This window comes from Armatimonadota bacterium, from assembly GCA_035527535.1.
In the GTDB taxonomy this organism is placed as follows: domain Bacteria; phylum Armatimonadota; class Hebobacteria.
The window spans coordinates 1-21058 of the sequence record DATLAK010000155.1 but is presented as its reverse complement, the minus strand read 5'-3'; the positions used below and the strand labels follow the sequence as shown (position 1 = coordinate 21058).

The following is a 21058-nucleotide window of genomic DNA, read 5'->3' as shown; positions in this document are numbered from 1 at the left end:
TTGAATTCGGCGATGGCGGACTCGCTGACGCCGAACTTCTGGGCGATACCGGCGAGGGTCTCCCCCGGCTGAACGGAGTAGACCTCGTAGCCGGGACTTCCGCGGGCGCGGCCGCCGGCCAGGCACAGCGCCAGCGCCAGGGCGACGCAGACGCAACTGAATGTTGGGCGAGCGCACATAGGGGCGTTGGCGATCACACTCGCTCGGTTATTCCACAATCACGCCACCGACCCGGCCCGGCCGGCCGGCGGTGACCACCCGCCTTCCTGCTCAGCGCTTGGTCCACTGGAAGCCGCGGCGAGCGCGCTTGCGGCCGTACTTCTTGCGCTCCTTGATGCGCGAGTCGCGGGTCAGCAGGCCCGAGCGGCGCAGGGGCGAGCGCAGGTTCTCGTCGTAGCTGACGAGGGCGCGGGCGATGCCGTGGCGCACGGCGCCCGCTTGGCCGCTGACGCCGCCGCCGACGGCGCTGGCCTTGACGTCGAAGCGCCCCAGGGTGTCGGTCAGCTCCAGCGGCTCGCGCACCAGCATCCCCAGCGTATCGCGGCCCACATATTCGTCCATCGGCCGGGCGTTGATGGTGATCTGCCCCTGGCCGGGGCTGATCAGCCAAACCTTGGCGATCGCGTTCTTGCGCCGTCCGGTGCCATAGTAACGGTCAGCCATCATCCTCTCCCGTCTGTGCCCGCAAGCGATGCGGTTGCGGGCGCTGCGCCTGGTGGGGATGGTCGGAGCCGCGGTAGAGCTTGAGCTTGCGCAGCATCGCCCGTCCCAGCCGGTTGTGCGGCAGCATGCCCCGCACCGCCTGGCGCAGCGCCTCCTGGGGGCGCTTGGCGAGCAGGTCGCCGTAGCGCTGCGCCTTGAGCCCCCCGGGATAGCCCGAGTGGCGGTAAACCATCTTCTTGGTCGCCTTGTCCGCGGTCACCGTCAGCTGCTCGACGTTGACCGCGATCACGTGGTCACCGGTGTCCACATGCGGCGCATAGATCGGCTTGTGCTTACCCCGCAGCAGGGCCGCGATCTCGGTCGCCGCGCGGCCCACGGGCATCCCCGCGACATCCACCACCAGCCACTGGCGGTCAATGTCTTGCTTGCGCGGGCTGTAGGTCTTCGTTGGCATTTGCTTTACCTCAAGCCTCAGTACGTCACCCTCACCAGGCACAGCCCGTGGGGCGGTGCCGGGGGCCCGATGCGGCCACGGTCCCTGCTTTCGCGCAGGCGCCGCATCTGCGCTGGCTCCATTTCCCCCCGCCCGGCTGCGAGCAGCGCGGTGACCATGATGCGCGCCATCTGGTAGAGGAAGCGGTCCGCCTCCAGCACCACGATCACCAGGTCGCCCAGCCGCCCCACGCGCAGCGTCGTCAGCTGCCGCACGGTGGAGGCGGTGGGGCTGCCCGCCGCCTCGAAGGCGGCGAAATCATGCTCACCCACGAGCTCCGCCGCCGCTTGGCGCATCGCCGCCACGTCGAGCCTGCCGCCGACGCGGTGGGCGAATCTCCCCACCAGCGCCGACGGCCGATCCCGGTTCAGGATCGTGTACTGGTAGCGGCGGCTCTTCGCCAGGCGCCGCGCGTGGAAATCGTCGCCGACCTCCTGTGCGGCCGCGACCACGATCTCACGCGGCAGCACCCGATTCACCGCCCGCGGCACGCGCTCGGCCGGCAGGTTCCTGGTGGTAGGGAAGTTCACCACCTGCCCCAGCGCGTGCACTCCGGCGTCGGTTCTGCCCGCCGCCGTGATTGTGACTTGCTCTCTCAGCAGCCGCCCCAGCGCCGCCTCGAGCTCCCCCTGGATCGTCGGCCGCGCTGACTGCCGTTGAAACCCGCTATAGCCGGTGCCGTCGTACTCCACCACCAGCTTGATATTCGCCATGCAGGCCCCGTGCTGCCCCGCGCCGTAGGGCACGCGCCGACCGCGACCGCGGCCCCGCTCGCTCAGGCGCGGTCGTAATCCACGAGCTCCAGGCGCGCTCGCATGGCGGCGTCGCCCCGGCGCACGCCCATGCGCACGACGCGCGAATACCCACCCGGGCGCGTGCGAAAGCGCGGGCCGACCTGGCCGAATAGGTGGGCGACCAAGTCGCGATCCACCAAGAACTTGCGCGCCTGGCGGCGTCGGTGGTTGCTGTCCTCGAGCGCGAGGGTAATCATCTTCTCGGCGAGCGGGCGCGCGGCCTTCGCCCGCGCCTCGGTGGTATCCACCTTGCCGTGCCACAGCACGGCGGAGACGAGGCCGCGCAGCAGCGCCAGGCGCTGGTCGGTGGGCCTTCCCAGTTGCTTGTGTGCCAGCTTGTGTCTCATGTCGGTGGCGCTCCTCGCGCGGTGCGCGCCCGCCGGCGAATCCCGTGTCCGCAATCGCCCGGCCGCGGGGTCACTCCAGCTCGATCTCCTCCGAATCCTCGAGCTCCTCCGGCTCCTCGTCCTCTTCGTCGCCTGCGAACTCGGCGTCCCCCGCACCCGCCAGCCGCAAGTCCATCTCCGCCAGCTTGGCCTTGACCTCGTTGAGCGACTTGCGGCCGAAGTTACGGATCTGCATGAGATCGCTCTCGGTGTGCTCGATCAGTTCGCCCACGCTGGTGACCCCGTCCTTGCGCAGGCAGTTGAGCGTGCGCACGGAGAAATCCATGTCCTCCACCCGCGTCTCCAGCAACCGCTGACGGGCGAGATCGACGTCGGCGCTGGGGCTTTCCTCGTGCTCCCCCGCGGAGAAGTCGAAGAAGAGGATGAGGTAGCGGTCGAGGATCTTGGCGGCCTCGCTGATGGCGTCCGCGGGGGTTATGGTGCCGTTGGTCCGCACCTCCAGCGTAAGGCGGTCATAGTCGGTCAGGTGCCCCACGCGCGTCGGCTCCACGCGGAAGGAGACGCGGTGCACCGGCGACAGGACGGCGTCGACGAGGATGGTACCGATATCGTGCTTGCGCGCGTGCTCCTCGGTCACCAGGTAGCCGGTGCCAACGGCTACCTCCAGCTCCATCGCCAGGCGCGCGTTATCGCTGTCGAGGGTGGCGAGGTGAAGATCCTTGTTGACGATCTCGACTTCGGCCGGCGTCTCGATGTCAGCGGCGGTGACCTCGCCCGGCCCGGTGCGGTCAAGGCGCAGGGTCACGGGCAGGTCGCCCCCTGCCAGCTGGGTGTCGGCGACGCGGATCGCGAGCTCCTTGAGGTTGAGTATGAGCTCGGTCGTGTCCTCGAGCACGCCGGGGATAGTCGAGAACCCGTGCAGCACGCCTTCGATTCGGGCGGCGACCACGGCGGCTCCCGGAATGGAGCTCAGCAACACCCGGCGTAGGGCGTTGCCGAGGGTCGTCCCGTAACTCTTCTCCAGCGGCTCGATGACGAACTTGCCGTAGATCGGATCCGCGGCGTCGTCCAGTCTCTCTATCTTGGCGCTGACGGTGTCCAAAAGCATGAGCCTTCGCTCCTTACAGCCTCTATCCAGACCGCGACCAGCCCCGGCCGCCGGGCGAAACGGATTCCCGCGATCCCCTTGGCCTCGCTGCGTCTGCGTCGTTCACGACCGCGTCCGCGGGCTCCCCCCGCGGCCGCTGCGGCGACTAGCGCGAGTAGTACTCGACCACGAGCTGTTCTTGGGCTTCGACCTCCATCTGCTCCCGCCGCGGCAGGGACATCACGCGCCCTCGCATCTGGGCCGGCTCCAGCTCGAGCCATTCCGGCAGTCGGCGGCTGCCGGCCGCGGACAGGTTGACCTGGATCGGCTCCGCCTGCTTGCTGCCCGCGCCGACCTCGATCAGGTCCCCGGCCCTGACGATGTAAGAGGGGACGTTGAGCTGGCGCCCGTTGACCAGAAAGTGGCCGTGAGCGACCAACTGTCGCGCCTGGCTGCGCGACCCGGCGAAGCTCAGCCGGTAGACGACGTTGTCCAGCCGTCGCTCGAGCAACTGCAGCAGGTTCTCGCCGGTCACGCCCGGGCGCCGTTCCGCCTGCTCGAAGTAGCGGCGGAACTGGCGCTCCAGCACGCCGTAGATCGTGCGCAGCTTCTGCTTCTCGCGCAGCTGCAAGCCGTAGTCCGACACCTTGCGTCGTCGCTGACCATGCTGGCCGGGCGGATAGGTGCGCCGCTCGACGGCGCACTTGGGCGTGTAGCAGCGGTCGCCCTTGAGGAACAGGCGCGTGCCCTCCCGCCGGCACTGGCGACAGCGGGCATCCTTGTATCGTGCCATGGGTCTGTCTTCTCCCCGTCTATCCTGCGCTGCGATCCCAGCTCGGACGCCGCGATCCCAGCTCGGAGCTGCCGACCTCATGCAGGTCCGCGTCGGCGTCGCCCCGGCGGCGCCGGGTTAGACCCGCCGGCGCTTGGGCGGGCGGCACCCATTGTGCGGTATCGGTGTCACGTCGCGAATGCTGGCGATCTCCAGCCCCGCGGCCTGCAGCGAGCGAATCGCCGTCTCGCGCCCGGCGCCGGGCCCCTTGACGAAAACGTCCACGCGCTTGAGCCCCATCTCCATCGCGTTGCGCGCTGCGCGTTCCGCGGTCGACTGGGCGGCGAAGGGGGTGCCCTTGCGCGTGCCCTTGAATCCCACCGAGCCCGCGCTCGCCCACGAGATGGCGTTGCCGTTGGGATCGGTGATGGTGACCACCGTGTTGTTGAAGGTTGATTTCACGTACGCGCGCCCGTAGGGCACGGACCGTCGCTCACGTTTTCGTTGCCTGGTTGGTCGTCTCATGTGCGGCTCCCGTTATTTCCTGCCCCGGCGCACGCCCACCCCGCGGCGGGGTCCCTTGCGGGTGCGGGCGTTGGTGCTGGTGCGCTGTCCGCGCACGGGCATGCCGCGGCGATGGCGCAGCCCGCGATAGCTGCCGATCTCGATCAGCCGCTTGATGCTGGCCGCGACCTCGCGCCGCAGATCGCCTTCGACCCGGTAGCGTTCCTCCAGACCGTCGCGCAGGCGGTTGATCTCCTCCTCGGTGAGGTCGCGAACGCGCGTATCGGCGCTGACGCCGGTCTCCGCCAGCAGCGCCCGGCTGCGGGCGCAACCGATGCCGTAGATGTAGGTTAGCGCAACCTCCACCCGCTTATCCCGCGGCAGCTCAACACCTGCAATTCGTGCCATGTGTCACTCTCTCCAAACCTCGGACCTGAAGTCTCAAGTCCCGTCACCCCTGCACTTGCTTGTGCTTGGGGCCCTTGCTCGGATCGCTGCAGATAATACGCACTTTCCCTTGGCGCTTGACCACCTTGCAGCGACTGCATATTTTCTTGACCGATGCCCGTACTTTCATGTCACCACCCCTGGCTGGCACGGCGCGGGCGCCTGCCCTACTTGTAGCGCCACACGATGCGCCCACGTGTGAGGTCGTAGGGCGACACCTCCAGCTTGACCCGGTCCCCGGGCAGGATGCGGATGTACGACATCCTGATCTTGCCCGAGACGTGGGCGAGCACCTCGTGGCCCGCTTCCAGCTTGACCTTGAACATCGCGTTGGGCCGGGTCTCCAGCACTACGCCCTCCACCTCGATCGGCGTTTCCTTCGACAACTAGCCTCCTCCGCCGGCGCCCTCAGGGGCGGTCATGATCTCCGCTCCATCCTCGCCCACCGCCACCGTGTGTTCCCAGTGGGCGCTCAGGCCGCCGTCCCGGGTGCGGAAGGTCCACCCGTCCGTATCTTTGGTGATCTCGCACCCGCCTTCGTTCACCATCGGCTCGATCGCCAGCGTCATGCCCGCGCGCAGCTTGAGCGCGTTAGCCCCAGCGGCGTAGTTGGGCACCTGCGGCGGCTCGTGCATCGCGGCGCCGATGCCGTGCCCCACCAGCTCGCGCACCACCGAGTAGCCGCTGGCCACGACTCGGGCCTCGATCGCCCGTGCCAGCTCCCGCAGTGTGCGCCCGGCTCGCGCCTGCGCGATGCCGTCCTCCAGCGCCTGCTTGGTCACCTGCACCAGCCGCCGCGTCGCCGGCGCGATCTCCCCCACCGCGAAGGTAGCCGCCGCATCCGCGTGGAAGCCGTCCACCATCGCGCCGACGTCTATGCCCACGATGTCGCCTTCGCGCAGCACTCGGCGCCCCGGCAGCCCGTGCACCACTTCATCGTTGACCGACGTGCACACGCTCGCCGGAAACCCGTTGTAGCCCTTGAACGACGGCCGCGCCCCGTGGCTGCGAATGATGTCTTCCGCCACCCGGTCGAGTTCCGCCGTTTCCACCCCGGGCGCCACCACCGCCTGCAGCGCCCCCAGCACCGCGGCCACCACCTTGCCCGCGCGGCGCATGGCCGCGATCTGGGCGTCGGTCTTGACGCTGATGCCGGTCGCCGGCCCCGGGTGGCCGCGCTCGCGCAGCCGCGGTCTCACTGTCGGTCTCGCGGGCAGAGCGCGCCGGCGATATCTTCTACCACCGCCGCCGACCCCCGCGTCCCGTCTAGCGAGCGCAGCAGCCCGCGCTCGCGGTAGTATGCCAACACCGGCGCCGTCTGCTCGCGGTACACCACCAGCCGATTGCGCACCGCCTCCGGCGTGTCGTCCGCGCGCTGCACAAGCTGGGCCCCGCAGCGGTCGCACACCCCGGGCGTGCGCGCAGGCATGGTATCCACCTGGTAGATGGCCTCGCATTGGGGGCACACGCGGCGCCCCGACAGTCGCCGCACCAGCTCGTGCTCGGGCACCTCCAGGTCTATCACCACCTCCACGCCGCCGATCATGCCATCGAGCGCCTGCGCCTGCGCCAGGGTGCGCGGGAAGCCGTCGAGAATGAACCCCTTCCCGACGCCCGTCTCCCCCAGGCGCTGACGGACCATCTCCAGAATCAGATCGTCGGGCACCAGCTCCCCCGCGTTCATGTAGTCCTGCGCGCGGCGGCCGAGCTCGCTGCCCTCCCGCACCTGCGCCCGCAGCATGTCGCCGGTGGCGATGTGGGGAATACCCCACCTTGCGGTCAGCGCCCCGGCGATAGTGCCCTTGCCCGCCCCGGGGGGGCCGAAGATAACCAGGCGCATCAGCGGATGAACCCCTGGTAGTGGCGCATCACGAGCTGCCCCTCGATCGCCTGCATCGTCTCCAGTGCCACCCCCACCACGATCAGCAGCGACGTGCCTCCCACCAGGGTGTAGGTCTTGACCCCGGTGATGTCGCCCACGTAGTACTGCATCAACGCGATCACGCCCAGAAACAGCGCCCCCGCCAGGGTCAGCCGCACCAGCACCCGGTCCAGGTAGTCGCGCGTCGGCTTGCCGGGGCGGATCCCCGGCACGTAGCCGCCGTTCTTCTTGAGGTTGTCCGACACCTCCTCGACATTGAACGTGACCGCCGTGTAGAAATAGGTGAAGAAGATGACCAGCAGGAAGTAAACGGCGGACCCCCATTTGCTCTCGCCGGGGCCCGACCTCACCAGCCACTCGCGCAGCACCAGCCAGGTATCCGACTGCGGCAGGAACTGCGCGATGGTGGCCGGGAAGATCGAGATCGAGATGGCGAAAATGATGGGGATGACGCCGGCGGAGTTGACCCGCAGCGGCAGGTGGGTGTTGGCGCCGCTGTAGATGCGCGAGCCGACGACCCGCTTGGCGTGCTGGATGGGGATCTTGCGCTGCCCTTGCTGCATGTACACGATCGCCAGCACCGTGACCACGAACAGCGCGGCCATGAAGAGGATATTGTCGACGCCGTGCACCCCCGCTACCAGCCCCTCCCACGTCTTGGTGACGTCGTAGGGGACGCGCGCCATGATGCCGGCGAAGATGATCAGCGACACGCCGTTGCCGATCCCCTGGTCGGTGATCTGCTCGCCCAGCCACATCAGGAACGCGGTGCCCGCGGTGAGGGTGATGGTCATCGGCAACAGGTGCAGAACCGACGGCACGATGATCACGCCCTGCCCGCGCAGCATGAGGGTGACCCCCCATGCCTGCCCGAAGGCGAGCGCCATCGTCAGGTAGCGCGTGTATTGGCCGATCTTGCGCTGGCCGCTGGGTCCCTCGCGCGCCAACTGCTGGATGCGCGGCGAGGCGATGCCCAGCAGCTGGAAGATGATGGAGGCGTTGATGTAGGGGATGATGCCCATGGCGAAGATGGAGAACTTGCGCAGCGCGCCGCCGGAGAAGACGTCGAACAGGCCCAGCAGGTTGCCGCCCTGCGCGAACAGACGCTCCATCGCCTCGCGGCTGACGTTGGGGATGGGAATGTGGACGCCGACCACGAACACCGCGAACATGCCGAATACGAACAGTATCCGCCGCCGCAGGTCGGGGATCTTGAAGGCGGCCACCAGCGATCCCAGCGAACCCGTCACCTAGACTACCTCCGCCGTGCCGCCGGCGGCCTCGATCTTGCCGCGCGCCGAGGCGCTGAAGTGGCTGGCGAGAACGTGCAGGGACCGGCTCAGCTCGCCCTCACCCAACACCCGCACTCCGTCCTCGAGCGATCTGATCACCCGCGACGCGAGCAGCAGCTCGGGCGTCACCTGCGCTCCCGCCTCGAAGCGCTCCAGTTGCCCGATGTTGACGATGGCGTAGTGCTTGCGCAGCATGCCCCGCGGCATGGCCGCCTTGGAGATGCCGCGCAGCTTGCGCATGCGCCGGTGGAGCGGCGTTTGCCCGCCCTCGAAGCGCGCAGGCACGCTGCCCCGCGCCTTCTGCCCTTTCATGCCGCGGCCGCAGGTCTTGCCATGGCCGGAGCCGGTGCCGCAGCCGACGCGCTTGCGCCTCCGGGTCGAGCCCGGGGTTGGCGAGAGCGCTCCTATCTTCATCTCAGGCACTTTCGTTTCCCTGTCTTGGTTGCGACTGTCGGGCGGGCACCCCGCGCTCTGGCGCCGCCAGCCGACCGCACGCACGAAAGTATATTATACGCGAAATTCGCGCCAACCACAATCGAGCCGCGGGCCCGGCTAGCCGGGGGGCGCGTCCGCTATCTCCTCCACCTGCACCAGGTGGCGAATGGCCGCGATCATCCCTCGTATCTGGGGGGTATCGTCATGCACCGCGACCCGGCGAATGCGGAACAGCCCCAACGAGCGCGCCGTGCACTGCTGCTTGCGTGGGCGGTCGGCGGTGCTGCGCACGAGCATGATCTGCACCTTGGCCATGCTAGCCTCGTCTCCGCTTGGGCGCCTTGGGCGCCTCGCCGCCGGCGGCGGCCGCCTCGACCGTCGGCGCCGGCTCCTCCAACGCCGCCTTTTGCCCCGACGGCGGCGAGTATGTATCCAGAATATCGTGGAGCTGCTTGCCGCGCCGTGCCGCCACCGCCTGCGGCGTAGTGAGCGCCAGCAGACACTGCATGGTCGCGCGCGCGATATTGATCGGATTGGCGCTGCCCAGCGACTTGGTCAGGATGTCCTTGACCCCCGCCACCTCGAGCACCGCGCGCACCGCACCGCCCGCGATCACCCCGGTGCCCGGCGTCGCCGGGCGCATGATGACCTTGGCCGCTCCGAAACGCTCCTGCACTTCGTGCGGGATGGTGGTGCCGAGCAGGGGTATGCGCGCCAGGCTCTTCTTCGCGTGGTCGGCGCCCTTGCGGATGGCCTCGGGCACTTCTTTCGCCTTGCCCAGCCCGACGCCGACGGTGCCTGCGCCATCGCCCGCGACGACCAGGGCGTTCCAGCGCAGAGTGCGCCCTCCCTTATGCACCTTCTGCACGCGGTTGAGGGAGATAACCCTTTCCTCCAGGGCCAGCTCGGAGGCATCAATTCTCGGCATGCTCGCTCCTTGTGATCATCGGGCTCCGTCACCTGCAGCCGGCCACCCACCTGCGGGGCCGCGCGGCGCGCCGCGAGCTACAGCTCTAGCCCCGTCTCACGCGCGCCCTCGGCGACGGCGGCGACGCGCCCGTGATACAGGTATCCGCCCCGGTCGAACACGACCTTGGTCACCCCCGCCGCCAGCGCGCGCTGGCCGATGGCCTTTCCGACCTCGGCGGCGGCGGCCCGGTTGCCGCCGCGCGCCATCGCTGGGCGCAGCTCCGGATCCAGGCTGGAGGCGGCCGCCAGGGTTCGCCCTGCGACGTCATCCACGATCTGGGCGTAGATGTGGCGCGCGCTGCGGAATACGGACAGGCGCGGCCGCTCGCCGGTGCCGCGAACGCGCTTGCGTACGCCCCGGCGCCGACGCTGCCTCGCTTTGACTTTCGCTGCCAATGCTGCCACTGCCGTCCCTTTCGTCGTCCGCGCTTCGCGGTGCGCTATCCGATACCGGTCCTGACCGCAGTCTTGCCCGCCTTGCGGCGCACGACCTCGCCGGTGTAGCGCAGACCCTTGCCTTTGTACGGTTCGGGTTTCTTGACCGCGCGGATGTCCGCCGCCATCTGCCCTACTTGCTCCTTGCTGTTGCCCGAAACCGCGATGCGCGCCGCCAGGAAGTTGTTCTCGGCCAGCGGCGTGAACGTCTCCAACGACATCTCCACCCCCGCCGGCGGATAGACCTCGACCGGGTGCGAGAACCCGACCTGGAGCACCAGCTTGCGATCTTGCATCTGCGCGCGGTAGCCCACCCCCATGAGGTCTATGCGCTTGCAGAAGCCGGCGGTGACCCCCGTCACCATGTTGGCGATGAGACTGCGCGTGAGCCCGTGCAGCGACTTATGCTGCTTGGTATCGCTGGGCCGGGCGACGATCAGTTGGTCGCCCTCCGCCCGCACCGTCATCTCCGGGGCCACCCTGCGCTCCAGCGTGCCCCGGGGCCCGGTGACCGTCACCTGCCCGGCGTTGATCTCAACCGTCACCCCCGCCGGCAGCGGTATCGGCCGCTTGCCTACCCGCGACATGTCGCCTGTCCTCCCATCACCACACGTAGAACAGCACTTCGCCGCCGACTCCGCGGCTCCGCGCCTGGCTGCCGGTCAACGGCCCCATGGGCGTCGACAGGACGGCGGTGCCGAGACCGCCCATCACCCGCGGCACGCGCCGCGCGCCCACGTAAACCCTGCGCCCGGGCCGACTCACCCGTCGCACGCCGACGATCGCCGGCGTGCGACCCTCGGTGTACTTGAGGGTCACCACCAGCAGGCCCTGCTTGCCGTCATCACGCATCTCGCATTTCTGCACGTAGCCTTCGGCGCGCAGGATCTTCGCGATCTCGAACTTGAGCCGCGATGCCGGCACCATCACCTGTTCGTGGCGCGCGACGTAAGCGTTACGGATGCGCGTGAGCATATCCGCTATGGGATCTGTCTGGGCCATCGTTCCTCCTACCAGCTCGCCTTGGTGACCCCGGGCAGCAGCCCCCGGAGCGCAAACGTGCGCAGGCAGATCCTGCACATCCCGAACTTGCGGAAGTAGGCTCGCGCCCGGCCGCACACCTGGCAGCGGTAATAGCGGCGGGAACGGAACTTGGGGGCCCGGTTGGCCTTTTCCACTAGTGCTTTCTTCGCCACCCATCTCTCCTCGCGCACCGGCCGGTCGCCCGCCGCCCACAGGCTGGGGCGCGCCCGGCTCGGGCGTCAGTTATCCCTCAGCGGCAGGCCCATCCTCGCCAGCAGCGCCCGCCCCGCTTCGTCGCTCTTGGCGGTGGTGGTGATGATGATATCCATCCCCCGCACGCGCTCAACTTCATCCATGTTGAGCTCCGGGAAGATGACCTGCTCGCGCACGCCCATGGTGAAGTTGCCGCGTCCATCGAACGAGCGCGCGGAGAGCCCGCGGAAGTCCCGGATGCGGGGCAGCACCGCGTTGAACAGCCGGTCCAGAAACTCGTACATGCGGTCCCCGCGCAGGGTCACGCGGCAGCCGACGGGATTCTTCTCGCGCACCTTGAACGCGGCGATGGACTTGCGCGCCCGCGTGATCGCGGGGCGCTGGCCCGCGATCTGCGCCAGCTCTCGCACCGCGCCCTCCAGCGCCTTCGGCTCCTGCGTCGCCACTCCCACCCCCATGTTGATGACGACCTTGCTCACCCGCGGCACCCGCATCGGGTTGTCCAGCCCCAGCTCGCGCATCAGCTCCGGCAGGATCTCCTGGCGGTAACGCACCTTCAGCCGCGGCGGCAGTTTGACCTGCGGTTGCGGCTCCGCTGCGGGGCCGGAGGCGGCTTTGCGCTTGGACTTCCCCGCGCCGCCGGCGCGCTCGGACGCGCCCGCTGGCGCCTGCTTGCGCGTCCGCCGGGCGGGCTTCGGCGCCGGTTCGGGGTTAACGATGTCTTCGCTCATGCCTTACCTCATCCCCGCGCATCAGACCTCGTCAATGTGCTCGCCGCAGCGCCGGCAGACGCGAATGCGCTTGCCCGAAACCGCGCGGCGCGTGACCGCGGTCGGCCGGTCGCAGCGCGGGCACACCAACATGACGTTGGCGATCGCCAGCGGTCCCGGCTGCTGGCGACGCCCGGATTGCATCTGGCTGGTGCGCGTCGTCATGCTGCGGGGCTTGGCGTGCTTGATGATGATGTTGACGCCGTCCACCAGCACCTGGCCCTTCTGTCGGTTGACCGAGAGCACCTTGCCGCGCCGGCCCGGCTCCTTGTCGGCCTCGGCCTTCACTCGTTGGGGAGCCATGAGCGCCAGCTCTTCTGCCCGCCCCCTCATGCGCTGCGCGTGGTCCTTGCCTCGCAGGATGTAGACCAGGTCCCCTTTTTTGATATTCGGCTTGACCGGGCTTGCCATAGCGTGGTCCTCATGCGCGCCGGGGCGCCTACAGCACCTCGGGCGCCAACGACACGATCTTGGTGAACTCGCGGTCGCGCAGCTCGCGCGCCACCGGCCCGAAGATGCGCGTCCCCCGCGGGTCTCCGGCGTCGGTGATGATCACCGCCGCATTCTCGTCAAAACGGATGGAGGAGCCGTCCGCGCGCTGCACCGGCTGCAGCGTGCGCACCACCACCGCGCGCACCACGTCGCCCTTGCGAATGGGCGCTCCGGGGCTGACCTGCTTGACCGCGGCGACGATGGTGTCGCCCACCCGCGCCCACTTGCGCGCGGAGCCCCCCAGCACTCGTATGCATTCGATTTGCCGAGCGCCGGTGTTGTCGGCGACCCGCAAGCGGCTGCGTGTTTGGATCATGACGGTGGCGTGCCTGCCCCCTAGCGCTGCGGTTGCTCCTGCTTGCGCTGTTGCGCCTCATCAATGATGCGCTGGGCGATGTGTCCCGGCACCTCCTCGTAGTGTGAGAACTTCATGCGGTAGCTGGCGCGCCCTTGGGTCATCGAGCGCAGCTCGGTGGCGTAGGCGAACATCTCCGCCAGCGGCACCTGAGCGAGCACGACCTGGCTGCCCGGCGCCCCCGGCTCCATCCCCTGGATGCGCCCGCGCTTGCCGTTGAGATGGCCGATGATGTCCCCCATGTGCTGGTCGGGCACCGTCACCTCTACGTTCATGATCGGCTCCAGGAGCCGGGGCTCAGCCTCGGCCACCGCCTTTTGCAGGGCCATGGAGCCGGCGATCTTGAATGCCATTTCCGACGAATCTACGCTGTGGTAGGAGCCGTCGTAGAGCGCCGCGCGCAGGTCCACCAGCGGGTACCCCGCCACCACCCCGCGCTGCATTGCCTCCGCGATCCCCTTCCCCACCGCCGGGATGTAGTTGCGCGGCACCACCCCGCCCGCGATCTCGTCCGCGAACTCGAAGCCCGCGCCCCGCGGCTGCGGCTCCACCCGCACCCACACGTCTCCATACTGGCCGCGCCCGCCCGTCTGGCGCTTGTACTTGCCCTGCACCTGCACCGTCTTGGTGATGGTCTCCCGGTACGCCACGCGCGGCGTGCCGATCTCGACCTCGACCCCGAACTTCCGCTTCAGGCGGCCGACGATTACCTCCAGGTGCAGGTCCCCCATCCCCGACAGCAACGTCTGCCGCGTGTCGGGATCCGTGCTGACGCCGATGGTCGGGTCCTCCTCGCGCAGCCGGTCGAGGCCGCTGTTGACCTTGTCCTCGTCGCCTTTGGACTTGGGCTGCACCGCGACCGCGAGCACCGGCTCGGGGAAATCGAGGGCCGGCATTGTCACCTGGTGCTGCTCGTCGCATAAGACATCGCCGGTGACGGTCTCGTGCAGCTTGGCGACGACGCCCATGTCCCCGGCGCCCACCGCCGCTACCGCCTCCTGCTGCTTGCCGCGCGGAACCGAGATCTGGCCCACGCGCTCCCGCCGTCGGCGGTTGGCGTTGTAGACGTTGCCGTCAGAGTGCAACACCCCCTGGTAGACGCGGAAGACGGTCAGGCGTCCGGCGAAGGGATCGGCCATGGTCTTGAAGACCAACGCCGCCAGCGGCTGCTCGGGATCGGCGCGCAGCTCGAGCTGCTGCTCGCCTTCCACCGCGACCGCGCACTGCGCCGGCGCCTGCGCCGGGCCGGGCAGGTACGAGACCACCGCCTCCGCCGCCGCCTGCACCCCGATGCCGGAGACGGCGGCAACCGGCACCGCCGCCACCGTCCGCCCGGCAAGCACTGCCGCGCGCAGCCCGCGGCTCATGTCCTCGTTCGTCAGCGCGCCCTGCTCCAGGTACTTCTCGGTCAGCTCGTCGTCGGCTTCGGCCGCCGCCTCCATCAACACCTCACGCGCCACCGCGATGTCGTCGGCCATGGCGGCCGGAGGCGCCTCCTGACTCACCTTGTCGCCGCGCCAGATCAGCGCCTGCTCCGCCAGCAGGTCCACCACCCCCCGCAGCCCCTGGGCCGCGCCGATCGGCAGGTGGGTGGCGACGACATTGCAGCCAAGGCGATCGCGCGCGGATTGCATCGCCCCCGCGAAGTCGGCCCCCTCCTTGTCCAGCTTGGTGACGACGATGAGGGGGACGATCCCCCGCTGGCGCGCCATCTGCCAGTAGCGCTCGGTCTGCACCTCGACCCCGGCCACGGCGTCGAGGGTCACGATGGCGCCGTCGGCGACGCGCAGGCAGGCGATGACCTCGCCCACGAAATCCGCGTAGCCCGGCGTGTCCAGCAGGTTGAGCTTGTGCTCGCGCCATGCGCAGGGCAGGAGCGCCGCGCTGATCGAAATGCCGCGCTCGATTTCGTCGGGGTCGCTATCGCCGACGGTGGTGCCGGCCGCGACCGCGCCCAGGCGGTCAACCACGCCCGCGGCGTGCAGCAGGGCCTCGGCCAGGCTGGTCTTGCCGCTGCCGCCGTGGCCGATGAGCACCAAGTTGCGAATGTGATCAGTGGCGTAGCGTTTCATTGCGCGCGCTTACTTCGCGACCTCGATGATGGCGCTCACCCGCCAGCGCTTGCGGTGACTCAACGGCCGTGTCTCGCTCAGGCGCACGCGGTCGCCGACCTTGCAGCGGTTGTCCTCGTCGTGCGCCATGAATCGCTTGCTGTGCCGCACCACGCGCCGGTAGAGCCGATGCGGCCCCACCGTCTCGACGGCGACGATGACGGTCTTGTCCATCTTGTCGCTGACGACCACGCCCTCGCGCTGCTTTCTGACGCCCCTGGTAGGTTGCTCCATGGTGGTCACCACTCGCCGTTCCTCATGATTTCCGTGCCTCTTCCGCGCCGGCGCTGTGCTCGCGCTCGGCCAGGATGGTCAGGATGCGCGCGAGGTCCTTGCGTACCGCGCGGATGCGCATGGGATTGGGCAGCTGCTTGCTCACCCGCTGAAAGCGCAGGCGAAACCATTCGTCGCGCAGGTTAGCCACCCGGCCCTGCAGCTCCGGCACGCTCTGCTCGCGCAGTTCAGAGGCCTTCATGCCGCCGCCTCCGTGCCGCCGCCCGCCGCGCGCGAGATGACGCGCACCTTAATCGGCAGCTTGTGCGCCGCCCGCAGCAGCGCCTCTCGCGCCAGGTCGTAGCTTACGCCCCCGAGCTCGAACAGCACCCGCCCCGGCCTCACCACCGCCACCCAGCCTTCAGGCGCGCCCTTGCCGCTGCCCATGCGCGTCTCCGCCGGTTTCTTGGTCACCGGCTTGTCGGGAAAGACCCGCACCCACACCTTGCCCGTGCGCCGCATGTGGCGCGTCACCGCCACGCGCGCCGCCTCGATCTGACGGTTGGTCAGCCAGCACGGCTCCAGCGCCTGCAGCCCGTATTCCCCGAAGGCGATGCTGGCGCCGCGTCCGGCGCGCCCCTTCATGTGCCCGCGCTGCTGCTTGCGATACTTGGTCCTGGACGGCATCAACATGGCGTTTGCGCCCTTTGGTCGCTACTGCTCCTCGTCATCGTACGCCTCGTCCCACAGCCGCTGCTCTGGCGCCTCGGCCTGCTCTTCCGCTTCGTCGCTTTCCTCCCCGTCCTCGGCGTCGTCGGCCTCGATCAAGGTCTCCGCCTGCGCCCCCTCGTCCTGCGCCCCCTCGTCCTGCGCCCCCTCGTCCCGCGCCCCCTCGTCCTGCGCCCCCTCGCCGGCGTCCGCCGCAGCCGGTGGCGACTCCGCGATTGCCTGGGCCTCCGGCGCCGACTCCTGCTCCGGCGCCGCAACCGGCGCCGCCTCGGCCGCGGGCACCTCGACAGCGGCCTCCACCCCGTCTTCCGGCGCCGCCGCCGCTTGCTCCGGGGCCTGCTCGGGCGGGGCCGCGCCCGGCACGCGGCGCCATCCCGGACGCTGCTTCACCTCGCGCTTGGCGGCGGGAACCTCCGGCCGCGGCGACCCCTTTTCGGGCAGGATGTCGCCGCGGTAGATCCACACCTTGATGCCGATGTGACCGGCGGTGGTGCGCGCCTCGGTGAAGCCGTAGTCAATATCGGCGCGCAGCGTGTGCAACGGAATCTTGCCGTCCTTGTCGGAGTAGGTGCGCGCCATCTCGGAGCCGCCCAGGCGACCGGAGCAGATGACCTTGATGCCCTGGGCGCCCACGCGCATGCTGCGCTGCACCGCCTGGTGCACCGTGCGCTTGAAGGCGACGCGCTTCTCGATCTGGCCGGCGATGTTCTCGGCCACCAGTTGGGCGTTGAGCTCGGCCTGGCGGATCTCCTGAACGTTGATGTGCACCTTGCGCTTGGTCAGCCGCTCCAGATCCCCGCGCAGGTCGTCAATCCCCTTGCCGCCGCGGCCGATGATAATCCCCGGTTTGGCGGTGTGCAGGGTGATGCGCACGTTGTTGGCGGCGCGCTCGATCTCGACCTCGCCGATGCCGGCGTCGCGCGTGCGGTCGCGCCGCCCGCGCCCGCCGTCGCCGCGCGTGAAGCGTTCCCTGAAGTATTCGCGGATGGTCGCGTCCTCCAGCACCAGCTGGGTGTAGCCCTTGGTCGCGAACCACCGGCTCCTCCAATCCCTTACGATCCCCAGGCGAAAGCCTATGGGATGCACCTTCTGGCCCATGGCCCTGATCTACCTTCCTCGCGCGCCGCACCTGCGAGCGCGCGTCACTTCCCTATTGCGGCCGCATGCGCGCCGGCGGTCGGCGCTTGGGCGCGGCCGCCGGCTGCGGTCGTTCGTCGAGCACCACCGTGATATGGCTCATGCGCTTGCGGATGATCCCCCCGCGGCTGAGCGAGCCGGGGCGGAAGCGCCGCAGGCTGGGCCCCGCGTCGGCATAGGCCAGCCGCACCCGCAGCCGCTCGCGGTTCATGCCGTGATTGGTCTCGGCGTTGGCCGCGGCCGAGCTCAGGACCTTCTTGATCGCCGGCGCCGCCATGCCCGGCGTGAAGTCGAGCAGCGCCAACGCGCGCGTCAGGTCCTGGCCGCGGATGAGGGCCAGCACCCGCCGCACCTTGAACGGCGCGATTCGTATGTACTTGGCTGTCGCCTTTGCCTCCACCGCTGCCTCCTAGCGCGGCGCGGTCGAACGCTCGGTGCGATGCCCGTGGCCCCGGAAATGCCGGGTCGGGGCGAACTCGCCGAGCTTGTGCCCGACCATGTTCTCCGTCATCAGCACCGGCACATGCCGGCGCCCGTCGTGCACCGCAATGGTGTGCCCCACCATGTCGGGGACGATGGTTGACCGCCGCGACCAGGTGCGGATGATCTTCTTCTCTCCCGAGCGGTTGAGGCGCTCCACCTTGTCCATCAGGTGGACGTCCACGAAGGGACCCTTTTTCAGCGATCTCGCCATCTCTTCGAACCTCGGTCGCTTTCCGGCCGCGGCCAGCTCGACCCCGGAAGCTGGATTCCCCTTGCCCGCAGCCTGCCCCTCCGGGCGCTCCCTCCGACCTGCTTACTTCTTCTTGCGCTTCATGATCAGGCGGTTGCTGGCCTGGTTGCGCCGACGCGTCTTGTGCCCCAGGGTGGGCTGTCCCCACGGGGTCATGGGGCTCTTGCGCCCGATCGGGCTGCGCCCCTCGCCCCCGCCGTGGGGGTGATCCCGCGGCGTCATCGCCACCCCCCGCACGTGCGGGCGGTGCCCCTGCCAGCGCGTGCGCCCGGCCTTGCCGACGGTGATGTTGGAGTGGTCGGTGTTGCCGACCTGCCCCACCGAAGCCCGGCAGCCGATAGCGACCATCCGCATCTCGCTCGAGGGCAGGCGCAGGTGCGCGAACTTGCCCTCCTTGGCCATGAGCTGCGCGCTGGCGCCCGCGCTGCGGCACAGCTGGCCGCCCTTGCCGGGGGACAGCTCGATGTTGTGCACGACGGTGCCCACCGGCATCGCCAACAGCGGCATCGCGTTGCCCGGGCGCACATCCACCCCCTGCGTGCCCGAGATGACCGTCATCCCCACCGCGATTCCCACCGGCGCCAGGATGTAGCGCTTCTCGCCGTCGGCGTAGTGCAGGAGCGCGATGTCAGCCGAGCGGTTGGGATCGTATTCGATCGCCGCCACGCGCGCGGGAACATGGTCCTTGTCGCGCTTGAAATCCACGAGGCGATAACGCCGCTTGTGCCCGCCGCCGCGGAAACGCGCGGTCGTGCGCCCGCTGGCGTTGCGCCCCGCGCTGCTACGCAGCGGCCGCAACAGCGATTTTTCCGGCCGCTCCCGCGTGTGCTCCCGCTGCACTTGCGTCATGTAGCGGCGGCTGGGTGTCGTTGGCCTGTATTGCTTCACTGGCACGTTAGCTGTTACCTCGTCGGCCTAGCCCGCACTATTCACGATACGTTCAGACACTGCGCACACTGCGCGACGAAACATGCGATCGAGGTGAGCAGGTGACCGCCGGCTCGCAATTCCGGTCTTCTCGCCTGTTCGCCTGCGGCTAGGCCCCGACAGGTCGGGGCCGCCGTGGCGGCCACCGGCCTAGCCATTCCACTGCTCGCCTGCTCTAGCCCGAATCACGGATAATTCGGCCTAGAGCCCCTCGAATACCGGAATCTTCCCCTGCTTGAGGGTGACCACCGCTTTTTTCCAATCCGAAGTGCGGCCGGGGCGCCGCCGCCGGCCCAAGCCCGAAGTGCGCCGCTCCTTGCCGCGCACGTTGATGGTGTTGACCTTGGCGACTTTAACCTGCGGAAACAGGCGCTCGATGGCGTTGCGCACATCCACCTTGGTCGCATCGCGGCGCACGCGGAAGACGTACTTGCCGACCTCGCTTGCGGCGACGCTCTTCTCCGACAGGATGGGCCGCAGGATGATGTCGTGCGCATCCTTCATGTCCGCGTCTCCTGCAGACGCTCCAGCGCCGCCCGGGTCATCACCAGCCGCGTGCTGGCGGCGATGTCGTAGGTATTGAGGGCGTCCGCCTCGACCACGGTTACTCCCGGCAGGTTGCGCGCCGACAGCACCAGCTCGCGCGACGGCTGCCCGTCCACCACCAACACGCGCCCGGCGCTCGCGTCGAGGTTGAGATTGGCCAGCACCTGCGCGAACTCGCGCGTGCTCGTCCGCTGCGGCTGCAGGTTGTCAACCACCGTCACCTGCCCGCTGCGCGCCCGCTCCGACAGGATGGTGACCAGCGCCCGGCGCCGCACCTTCCGGGGCAGGCGCTGCGACCAGTCGCGGGGCTTGGGCCCCATGGCCGCGGCGCCGCCCTTCCAGATAGGGGAGCGGCGGCTGCCGTGGCGCGCGCGCCCGGTGCCCTTCTGGCGCCAGGGCTTGCGACCCCCGCCGCGGACGTCGCTGCGCCCCTTGGTGCTCGCCGTGCCGGCGCGGCGGCCGGCCAGGTAGGCCGTGACCGCTCGATGGACGAGCCCTTGATCGGCGGCGACCTCGAACAGCGCCGCGCTCATCTCGATCTCGCCGACCTGCTCGCCGGCCGCATTGTACAGCGGCATGGTGGGCATCAGCTATGCCTCCGCCTTATGCTGCTCACGGTCGCTCACCGACCACTTTCGCCCGCGCCACGCGCTTTGGACGCGCCACCGGCTTCGTCACCCGCACCATGCCCCCCGGCGCGCCCGGCACCGCCCCGCGCAGGATCAGCAGGTTGCGCTCCGGGTCGGCGCGGATCACCTCCAGCCCTTTGACCGTGACCCGCGCCGCGCCCATGTGGCCCGGTTTGCCCGTGCCCGGGAATACGCGCGCGGGATCGGTCGCCCCCCCCGACGCCGGCCGCCGGTGAGACATCGAGCCGTGGCTCGCCCCTCCCCCGTGCCAGCCGTAGCGCTTGATCACCCCGGTGAAGCCCTTGCCCTTCGAGGTGGCGGTGACGTCAACCCGCTCCCCGACCTCGAAGAGATCGGCGCGCAGCTCCTGTCCCACCTGGTAGCCATCGCACTCGGTAAGCCGGAATTCGCCCAGCCTCCGCCGGGGCTCGACCCCGGCGCGCTTGAAGTGCCCCAGGGCGGGGCGGTTGACGCGCCGCTCGCGCACGCTGCCGAAGCCCACCTGCAGCGCGTCATAGCCTTCGCGCTCGGCGCGCTTGCGCTGAACGACGATGCAGGGTCCGGCCTCGATCACCGTCACCGGCAGCGCGCGCCCCTGCTCGTCGAACATCTGGGTCATGCCCAGCTTGCGCCCGATTATCCCCTTGGCCACTGGCATCTCGTGCGTCCCCTAGCCCAACTTGATCTCGATGTCAACGCCCCCCGGCAAGTCGATCTTCATCAGGGCGTCAATCGTCCGCGGGCTCGGCTCCAGGATGTCGATCAGGCGCTTGTGGGTGCGCATCTCGAAGTGCTCCATCGATTCCTTGTCGATGTGGGGCGAGCGCACCACGCAGAAACGATTGATCTCCGTCGGCAGCGGCACCGGGCCGCATACCTGCGCCCCGGTGCGGCGGGCGGTGTCCACGATGCGCACCGCCGACTGATCCAGGATGCGGTGATCGAACGCCTTGAGGCGAATGCGGATCTTATCGGCGGCTGACTCGGTTGACCTGCCCATGTGCCTGCGCCTCGTTTCCTTACTTTATGATCTCGGAGATGACGCCGGCGCCCACCGTGT

34 protein-coding genes and 2 pseudogenes are annotated in these 21058 nt (G+C 69.2%); all 36 read right to left on the bottom strand.

The genetic code is table 11. The features are described from left to right. Positions 1-218, bottom strand: a 218-nt coding sequence (locus VM221_11050) for a LysM domain-containing protein (protein HUT75353.1), incomplete at its 3' end; no start/stop codon positions are given. A gap of 52 nt (positions 219-270) precedes the next feature. Next, a complete protein-coding gene (gene rpsI / locus VM221_11045) occupies positions 271-666 on the bottom strand; it encodes a 30S ribosomal protein S9 (protein ID HUT75352.1) in 396 nt (131 codons plus the stop codon). After that, on the bottom strand, positions 656-1117 hold the full coding sequence (rplM, locus tag VM221_11040; protein ID HUT75351.1) for a 50S ribosomal protein L13: 462 nt from the start codon (positions 1115-1117) through the stop codon (positions 656-658). The genes rpsI and rplM overlap by 11 nt, the downstream gene beginning before the upstream one ends. A gap of 17 nt (positions 1118-1134) precedes the next feature. Continuing rightward, on the bottom strand, positions 1135-1869 hold the full coding sequence (truA, locus tag VM221_11035) for a tRNA pseudouridine(38-40) synthase TruA (protein HUT75350.1): 735 nt from the start codon (positions 1867-1869) through the stop codon (positions 1135-1137). A 62-nt stretch (positions 1870-1931) separates the two neighbouring features. Next, positions 1932-2297, bottom strand: coding sequence for a 50S ribosomal protein L17 (gene rplQ / locus VM221_11030; protein HUT75349.1), 366 nt, complete (start codon positions 2295-2297; stop codon positions 1932-1934). 70 nt (positions 2298-2367) lie between these two features. Next, complete coding sequence (locus tag VM221_11025; protein HUT75348.1) at positions 2368-3405, bottom strand: DNA-directed RNA polymerase subunit alpha; 1038 nt, start codon at positions 3403-3405, stop codon at positions 2368-2370. A gap of 145 nt (positions 3406-3550) precedes the next feature. Further along, positions 3551-4177 carry a 30S ribosomal protein S4 gene (rpsD, locus tag VM221_11020; GenBank protein ID HUT75347.1) on the bottom strand — a complete coding sequence of 209 codons (627 nt, stop codon included), beginning with the start codon at positions 4175-4177 and terminating at the stop codon, positions 3551-3553. 117 nt (positions 4178-4294) lie between these two features. Further along, complete coding sequence (gene rpsK, locus VM221_11015; GenBank protein ID HUT75346.1) at positions 4295-4681, bottom strand: 30S ribosomal protein S11; 387 nt, start codon at positions 4679-4681, stop codon at positions 4295-4297. A gap of 12 nt (positions 4682-4693) precedes the next feature. Further along, complete coding sequence (rpsM, locus tag VM221_11010; protein ID HUT75345.1) at positions 4694-5068, bottom strand: 30S ribosomal protein S13; 375 nt, start codon at positions 5066-5068, stop codon at positions 4694-4696. Between the two features lie 43 nt (positions 5069-5111). Next, entirely contained in the window at positions 5112-5237 is a 126-nt protein-coding gene (rpmJ, locus tag VM221_11005) for a 50S ribosomal protein L36 (protein ID HUT75344.1), read from the bottom strand. Positions 5238-5274: 37 nt separating this feature from the next. Further along, a complete protein-coding gene (gene infA, locus VM221_11000; GenBank protein ID HUT75343.1) occupies positions 5275-5493 on the bottom strand; it encodes a translation initiation factor IF-1 in 219 nt (72 codons plus the stop codon). Further along, entirely contained in the window at positions 5494-6306 is an 813-nt protein-coding gene (map, locus tag VM221_10995; GenBank protein HUT75342.1) for a type I methionyl aminopeptidase, read from the bottom strand. Then, positions 6303-6947, bottom strand: a complete 645-nt coding sequence (locus VM221_10990; GenBank protein HUT75341.1) for an adenylate kinase — start codon at positions 6945-6947, stop codon at positions 6303-6305. The genes map and VM221_10990 overlap by 4 nt, the downstream gene beginning before the upstream one ends. After that, positions 6947-8239, bottom strand: coding sequence for a preprotein translocase subunit SecY (gene secY, locus VM221_10985; protein ID HUT75340.1), 1293 nt, complete (start codon positions 8237-8239; stop codon positions 6947-6949). The genes VM221_10990 and secY overlap by 1 nt, the downstream gene beginning before the upstream one ends. Beyond that, the gene (gene rplO, locus VM221_10980) at positions 8240-8695 is read right to left on the bottom strand and encodes a 50S ribosomal protein L15 (protein ID HUT75339.1); all 456 of its coding nucleotides are present in this window, start codon (positions 8693-8695) and stop codon (positions 8240-8242) included. 138 nt (positions 8696-8833) lie between these two features. Then, the gene (gene rpmD / locus VM221_10975) at positions 8834-9031 is read right to left on the bottom strand and encodes a 50S ribosomal protein L30 (protein HUT75338.1); all 198 of its coding nucleotides are present in this window, start codon (positions 9029-9031) and stop codon (positions 8834-8836) included. 118 nt (positions 9032-9149) lie between these two features. After that, positions 9150-9644: pseudogene (gene rpsE / locus VM221_10970) on the bottom strand (30S ribosomal protein S5). Positions 9645-9721: 77 nt separating this feature from the next. Continuing rightward, the gene (rplR, locus tag VM221_10965) at positions 9722-10081 is read right to left on the bottom strand and encodes a 50S ribosomal protein L18 (protein HUT75337.1); all 360 of its coding nucleotides are present in this window, start codon (positions 10079-10081) and stop codon (positions 9722-9724) included. A 44-nt stretch (positions 10082-10125) separates the two neighbouring features. Further along, positions 10126-10707 carry a 50S ribosomal protein L6 gene (gene rplF, locus VM221_10960; GenBank protein HUT75336.1) on the bottom strand — a complete coding sequence of 194 codons (582 nt, stop codon included), beginning with the start codon at positions 10705-10707 and terminating at the stop codon, positions 10126-10128. A 16-nt stretch (positions 10708-10723) separates the two neighbouring features. Then, positions 10724-11122, bottom strand: coding sequence for a 30S ribosomal protein S8 (gene rpsH / locus VM221_10955; protein ID HUT75335.1), 399 nt, complete (start codon positions 11120-11122; stop codon positions 10724-10726). 8 nt (positions 11123-11130) lie between these two features. Continuing rightward, positions 11131-11316: a type Z 30S ribosomal protein S14 gene (locus VM221_10950; protein HUT75334.1), complete on the bottom strand. Its 186-nt coding sequence runs from the start codon at positions 11314-11316 to the stop codon at positions 11131-11133. A gap of 66 nt (positions 11317-11382) precedes the next feature. Continuing rightward, positions 11383-12087, bottom strand: a complete 705-nt coding sequence (gene rplE / locus VM221_10945; GenBank protein ID HUT75333.1) for a 50S ribosomal protein L5 — start codon at positions 12085-12087, stop codon at positions 11383-11385. A 21-nt stretch (positions 12088-12108) separates the two neighbouring features. Next, the gene (gene rplX / locus VM221_10940; GenBank protein HUT75332.1) at positions 12109-12537 is read right to left on the bottom strand and encodes a 50S ribosomal protein L24; all 429 of its coding nucleotides are present in this window, start codon (positions 12535-12537) and stop codon (positions 12109-12111) included. Positions 12538-12565: 28 nt separating this feature from the next. Further along, positions 12566-12934, bottom strand: a complete 369-nt coding sequence (gene rplN, locus VM221_10935) for a 50S ribosomal protein L14 (protein HUT75331.1) — start codon at positions 12932-12934, stop codon at positions 12566-12568. A gap of 20 nt (positions 12935-12954) precedes the next feature. Continuing rightward, a complete protein-coding gene (gene fusA, locus VM221_10930; protein HUT75330.1) occupies positions 12955-15045 on the bottom strand; it encodes an elongation factor G in 2091 nt (696 codons plus the stop codon). 9 nt (positions 15046-15054) lie between these two features. Further along, the gene (rpsQ, locus tag VM221_10925) at positions 15055-15318 is read right to left on the bottom strand and encodes a 30S ribosomal protein S17 (protein ID HUT75329.1); all 264 of its coding nucleotides are present in this window, start codon (positions 15316-15318) and stop codon (positions 15055-15057) included. 22 nt (positions 15319-15340) lie between these two features. Continuing rightward, positions 15341-15559: a 50S ribosomal protein L29 gene (gene rpmC / locus VM221_10920; GenBank protein ID HUT75328.1), complete on the bottom strand. Its 219-nt coding sequence runs from the start codon at positions 15557-15559 to the stop codon at positions 15341-15343. Beyond that, positions 15556-15990 (bottom strand): 50S ribosomal protein L16, encoded by a 435-nt coding sequence (rplP, locus tag VM221_10915; GenBank protein HUT75327.1) that lies wholly within the window; start codon positions 15988-15990, stop codon positions 15556-15558. Before rplP ends, rpmC begins: the two co-directional genes overlap by 4 nt. A gap of 468 nt (positions 15991-16458) precedes the next feature. After that, positions 16459-17124, bottom strand: a pseudogene (rpsC, locus tag VM221_10910) (30S ribosomal protein S3). A gap of 52 nt (positions 17125-17176) precedes the next feature. Then, positions 17177-17563, bottom strand: coding sequence for a 50S ribosomal protein L22 (rplV, locus tag VM221_10905; protein ID HUT75326.1), 387 nt, complete (start codon positions 17561-17563; stop codon positions 17177-17179). 9 nt (positions 17564-17572) lie between these two features. After that, positions 17573-17857, bottom strand: coding sequence for a 30S ribosomal protein S19 (rpsS, locus tag VM221_10900; GenBank protein ID HUT75325.1), 285 nt, complete (start codon positions 17855-17857; stop codon positions 17573-17575). Between the two features lie 102 nt (positions 17858-17959). After that, complete coding sequence (gene rplB, locus VM221_10895; protein HUT75324.1) at positions 17960-18790, bottom strand: 50S ribosomal protein L2; 831 nt, start codon at positions 18788-18790, stop codon at positions 17960-17962. Positions 18791-19024: 234 nt separating this feature from the next. Beyond that, complete coding sequence (gene rplW, locus VM221_10890) at positions 19025-19327, bottom strand: 50S ribosomal protein L23 (GenBank protein HUT75323.1); 303 nt, start codon at positions 19325-19327, stop codon at positions 19025-19027. Beyond that, positions 19324-19956 (bottom strand): 50S ribosomal protein L4, encoded by a 633-nt coding sequence (gene rplD, locus VM221_10885; GenBank protein HUT75322.1) that lies wholly within the window; start codon positions 19954-19956, stop codon positions 19324-19326. Before rplD ends, rplW begins: the two co-directional genes overlap by 4 nt. A 25-nt stretch (positions 19957-19981) precedes the next feature. Further along, on the bottom strand, positions 19982-20650 hold the full coding sequence (gene rplC / locus VM221_10880) for a 50S ribosomal protein L3 (protein HUT75321.1): 669 nt from the start codon (positions 20648-20650) through the stop codon (positions 19982-19984). An 18-nt stretch (positions 20651-20668) separates the two neighbouring features. After that, entirely contained in the window at positions 20669-20998 is a 330-nt protein-coding gene (gene rpsJ / locus VM221_10875; protein ID HUT75320.1) for a 30S ribosomal protein S10, read from the bottom strand. Positions 20999-21058 lie beyond the last annotated feature (60 nt).

Excerpts from the sequence above, each read along its gene's own strand:
- rpsI (HUT75352.1), bottom strand. The coding sequence starts at position 666 with ATGATGGCTGACCGTTACTATGGCACCGGACGGCGCAAGAACGCGATC.
- rplM (HUT75351.1), bottom strand. The coding sequence starts at position 1,117 with ATGCCAACGAAGACCTACAGCCCGCGCAAGCAAGACATTGACCGCCAG.
- truA (HUT75350.1), bottom strand. The coding sequence starts at position 1,869 with ATGGCGAATATCAAGCTGGTGGTGGAGTACGACGGCACCGGCTATAGC.
- rplQ (HUT75349.1), bottom strand. The coding sequence starts at position 2,297 with ATGAGACACAAGCTGGCACACAAGCAACTGGGAAGGCCCACCGACCAG.
- VM221_11025 (HUT75348.1), bottom strand. The coding sequence starts at position 3,405 with ATGCTTTTGGACACCGTCAGCGCCAAGATAGAGAGACTGGACGACGCC.
- rpsD (HUT75347.1), bottom strand. The coding sequence starts at position 4,177 with ATGGCACGATACAAGGATGCCCGCTGTCGCCAGTGCCGGCGGGAGGGC.
- rpsK (HUT75346.1), bottom strand. The coding sequence starts at position 4,681 with ATGAGACGACCAACCAGGCAACGAAAACGTGAGCGACGGTCCGTGCCC.
- rpsM (HUT75345.1), bottom strand. The coding sequence starts at position 5,068 with ATGGCACGAATTGCAGGTGTTGAGCTGCCGCGGGATAAGCGGGTGGAG.
- rpmJ (HUT75344.1), bottom strand. The coding sequence starts at position 5,237 with ATGAAAGTACGGGCATCGGTCAAGAAAATATGCAGTCGCTGCAAGGTG.
- VM221_10990 (HUT75341.1), bottom strand. The coding sequence starts at position 6,947 with ATGCGCCTGGTTATCTTCGGCCCCCCCGGGGCGGGCAAGGGCACTATC.
- rplO (HUT75339.1), bottom strand. The coding sequence starts at position 8,695 with ATGAAGATAGGAGCGCTCTCGCCAACCCCGGGCTCGACCCGGAGGCGC.
- rpmD (HUT75338.1), bottom strand. The coding sequence starts at position 9,031 with ATGGCCAAGGTGCAGATCATGCTCGTGCGCAGCACCGCCGACCGCCCA.
- rplF (HUT75336.1), bottom strand. The coding sequence starts at position 10,707 with ATGTCGCGGGTAGGCAAGCGGCCGATACCGCTGCCGGCGGGGGTGACG.
- rpsH (HUT75335.1), bottom strand. The coding sequence starts at position 11,122 with ATGGCCCAGACAGATCCCATAGCGGATATGCTCACGCGCATCCGTAAC.
- rplE (HUT75333.1), bottom strand. The coding sequence starts at position 12,087 with ATGAGCGAAGACATCGTTAACCCCGAACCGGCGCCGAAGCCCGCCCGG.
- rplX (HUT75332.1), bottom strand. The coding sequence starts at position 12,537 with ATGGCAAGCCCGGTCAAGCCGAATATCAAAAAAGGGGACCTGGTCTAC.
- rplN (HUT75331.1), bottom strand. The coding sequence starts at position 12,934 with ATGATCCAAACACGCAGCCGCTTGCGGGTCGCCGACAACACCGGCGCT.
- fusA (HUT75330.1), bottom strand. The coding sequence starts at position 15,045 with ATGAAACGCTACGCCACTGATCACATTCGCAACTTGGTGCTCATCGGC.
- rpsQ (HUT75329.1), bottom strand. The coding sequence starts at position 15,318 with ATGGAGCAACCTACCAGGGGCGTCAGAAAGCAGCGCGAGGGCGTGGTC.
- rpmC (HUT75328.1), bottom strand. The coding sequence starts at position 15,559 with ATGAAGGCCTCTGAACTGCGCGAGCAGAGCGTGCCGGAGCTGCAGGGC.
- rplP (HUT75327.1), bottom strand. The coding sequence starts at position 15,990 with ATGTTGATGCCGTCCAGGACCAAGTATCGCAAGCAGCAGCGCGGGCAC.
- rpsS (HUT75325.1), bottom strand. The coding sequence starts at position 17,857 with ATGGCGAGATCGCTGAAAAAGGGTCCCTTCGTGGACGTCCACCTGATG.
- rplW (HUT75323.1), bottom strand. The coding sequence starts at position 19,327 with ATGAAGGATGCGCACGACATCATCCTGCGGCCCATCCTGTCGGAGAAG.
- rplD (HUT75322.1), bottom strand. The coding sequence starts at position 19,956 with ATGCCCACCATGCCGCTGTACAATGCGGCCGGCGAGCAGGTCGGCGAG.
- rpsJ (HUT75320.1), bottom strand. The coding sequence starts at position 20,998 with ATGGGCAGGTCAACCGAGTCAGCCGCCGATAAGATCCGCATTCGCCTC.